This window comes from Flavobacteriales bacterium (assembly GCA_013214975.1).
Classification (GTDB): Bacteria; Bacteroidota; Bacteroidia; order DT-38; family DT-38; genus DT-38.
Window position 1 is genome coordinate 1 of record JABSPR010000339.1, and the last position, 3,098, is coordinate 3,098.

Genomic DNA, 3,098 nt, shown 5'->3' on the forward strand with positions numbered 1-3,098 from the left:
ATCGATAGGTTTATTATCTATTATTAAGGTAAGATTGACTGATTCTGTAACTCTTTCTTTGAATGCCCAACCATGAAGTGAGTCAATATTAACTTGTCCGAGATTCCCTTTTTCTTGCATTAATAATTTCTTAGATAATTAGTTTCTTGCTGCTAATTTAACACGACACCTTAGTTCAAAATCTGCAAGCTTTTCTTGGAAGTTACTTATATCGTTGATGTTCATATCGAGGAAATGATTTGATAAATGATATAAATCAAGATCGTAAGAGTTTTTTGTCACTACATCTAAGAATTTATCACCTAATAGAGATTCGAGTTTTTTAAGTTTTTCAAAAAGAGACAATCCTATGTTCTTATCTGTCACATTTTGTCTGACGTAAGATAAGTCAATATTAGGGATGAACTGTTTCAAACGTTCTTCCATAACAACAATACTTTCATCATAGCGATTAACGACACCTAATAGTGGGTTTGAGTTGATATAGTTAGTTGCTGCTTCAAACTTTTGCTCAATCAGATTATGGTTAGGCCCCATACCGCTTAAAAATATTGTTTGAAGGTTTTTAATCGTTGGTGGAGCTTCATCAGACATTCTCCAAGTAATATATTCCTCGAAATTTAATTCGTGTGCCTTTTGTACACCTAAATTGGAATTTTGATTTAGCTCTTGCTTCTTTTCAAAATTGTATACGGAGGTAATTCTTTCAACTGGGTGACGAAAAAAATGGATTACATGAAGATCAGTGTTTTTTAATCCAATTGGTTTATGATATACAGAGTGACTAGAAAAGGCATTCACATGTTTATTTTGATTTAAATAACCTTCAAAGAAATCGGGATCATTTCTTACTAAGTCGTCTTCACGATGGTCAATAAAAGAATCTTTGAAATTACCCCTTAAAGAATGATCGAAGGTGGTGCCTGCATTCTTAAAGATATGAGCATGAATTATTACATTTCTTTTATTCATGATGAAAATTCAGTGATAACATTTGCCATTTGTTTTTTAGCAAATTTTGTAGAGAAGTTCTCTTGACAATAAGTGTTTGACAAGGCACTTAATTCGTTCAATTTTTTAAAGTCGGTATACAATTTGTTTACTTGAAATGAAAATTCGTCGTGGGTATTTGCGAGACCCATAAACTCTTCTGGGTTTGATAACCCCTCGGCTCCTATAGTCGTTGTGACGAGTGGCACTCCATTATAGAGAGAATCAATGATTTTCCCTTTAACGCCAGCACCATATCTTAAAGGAGCAATTACCAATCTTATGTTACTATAGTATTCGGAAAGCTTTTGGTCTGATACAAAGCCGGTAACTGTTATTTCATTGCAAGTTAAATTTATTATCTCCTCCGGAGGACTTGAACCTATGATGTGAAAATGGATATCGCTATTAGCCTCTTTAATTGCTGGAAATATTTCAGTAACAAACCAGATTACAGCATCTACGTTCGGTCTATGAGAAAAGCCTCCAACAAACATGATGTCTTTTCGGCTTTCTGCCTCATATTTTATCTCTTCAAATCGTTCGTAGATATAAAGAGGTACAACGTCTACATTAAGTTTGTCATCAATTTCCTGAATAACAGTTTTTTCTATATCCGAGAAATAATAGGAAACGTCTGATTTAGAGATTAAGTCTAGCTCTTGTGTCTTCCATTTTTTACTATTCTCTAAATAACTTTCATCTTGCTTGATGGCATATTCTCTTTCTTCTCTAAGGAAATGTAAGTCATGACCTAAGTAAATGATTTTCGCATCAGAACACTCTTTAATAATGTCGATGTATTTAACGGATATATGTGGTCTGGATAGGATTACATAGTCGAAATATTTCCCATTATCGATTAACCATTGTTGCCAGTTTTCGGCATACCAGTTACCACATAAAACTTCAATACCTTGATCAGTCAAACTATTTAAATAAGGTGTATCTGGGTAATGCCAGAAGTTATCACCTATAAAATGAACTTGCATTCCAGCATTAACTAAAATTTGAAGATACTGCGAGGCTGCTTTAGAACCGGCATCCTTATCATAATGAGGTAAGTAGTGGTCTACAAACAAAACATGTGGCTTCTTACTACTTCTGTCTCTAGATAAAAACACATCCTGTGCATTTGCAAAGTGTTCGTTTTCTAATACATCTTTCCATTTTGTAAAGAATTTATCATGATTAACAACCTGATATTGCTTTATACCAGATTCTGTATCTGTACCGTGAGATACTCCTTCGAAATGCACAACTACCGATTTGGGCTGGTAAAGAACTTTGTACCCATGCTTACGGACTTCAAAGGCCAAATCGGTATCTTCGTAATAGGCTGGCGCGTACTGTTTGTCAAATCCTCCAATTGTATCCCAAAGGTCTTTTCTTATCATAAGGGCAGCACCAGATATATAATCTACTTCTTTTACATAATTAAACTCTGCCATATCCGGATCGGCCAATCTCCCGAAATTCCATCCACTGGCATCGTCCCAAATAATTCCTCCCGCTTCTTGTTGACGGCCGTCTGGGTAAATAAGTTTAGAACCAACCATTCCAATGTTGTCGTCTGACTCAATTAGATCTACTAAACTAGATAGCCATTCTGGCTGGACGTTAGTATCGTTATTTAAGAAAAGAACATATTTGCCTTTAGCTAGATTCGCTCCTTTATTGCAATTATTTAAGAAGCCCAAATTTTCTTCGTTGCGAATAAATTGTACATTTTTAATATAATCTAGTAGGTTTATTGCATTCTCGTCTGAAGAATTATCGTCCATTATAATTACCTCGAAGGGCACATTAGTGTTCTTAATTATATATTCAACACACGAGTAAGAATAGTTAGCTTGATTATATACGGGTATTATTATACTAACAACAGGTGTGTCAAACAAAGGAACATCTAGTGGGCTACAAACAGAAATGTCTTCGGGGATAGTATTTTGTGTTTCAGTTCTATTCGTATCAGTTATTGAAATATCATTTTCTAAATGATCGATTACTCCAGTATTTATGTAATGATCGAATGCAGACTCTACTTCACCTTTATCTATGGCTTCGCTAACTATTGGGTTGTTGCCTACATATTCTTTTAAATTAAA

At 34.4% G+C, this 3,098-nt stretch carries 2 protein-coding genes; both read right to left on the reverse strand.

The annotated features are described in order from the left end of the window. Positions 1 to 138: 138 nt before the first annotated feature. Positions 139 to 972, reverse strand: a complete 834-nt coding sequence (locus tag HRT72_10900; protein ID NQY68212.1) for a sulfotransferase family 2 domain-containing protein — start codon at positions 970 to 972, stop codon at positions 139 to 141. After that, the coding region (locus tag HRT72_10905) for a glycosyltransferase (GenBank protein ID NQY68213.1) at positions 969 to 3,098 on the reverse strand (2,130 nt) is incomplete at its 5' end. The genes HRT72_10900 and HRT72_10905, both read right to left, overlap by 4 nt.

What these genes read in the sequence shown, in the direction of transcription:
- HRT72_10900 (NQY68212.1), bottom strand. Translation starts at nt 972, where the DNA reads ATGAATAAAAGAAATGTAATAATTCATGCTCATATCTTTAAGAATGCA.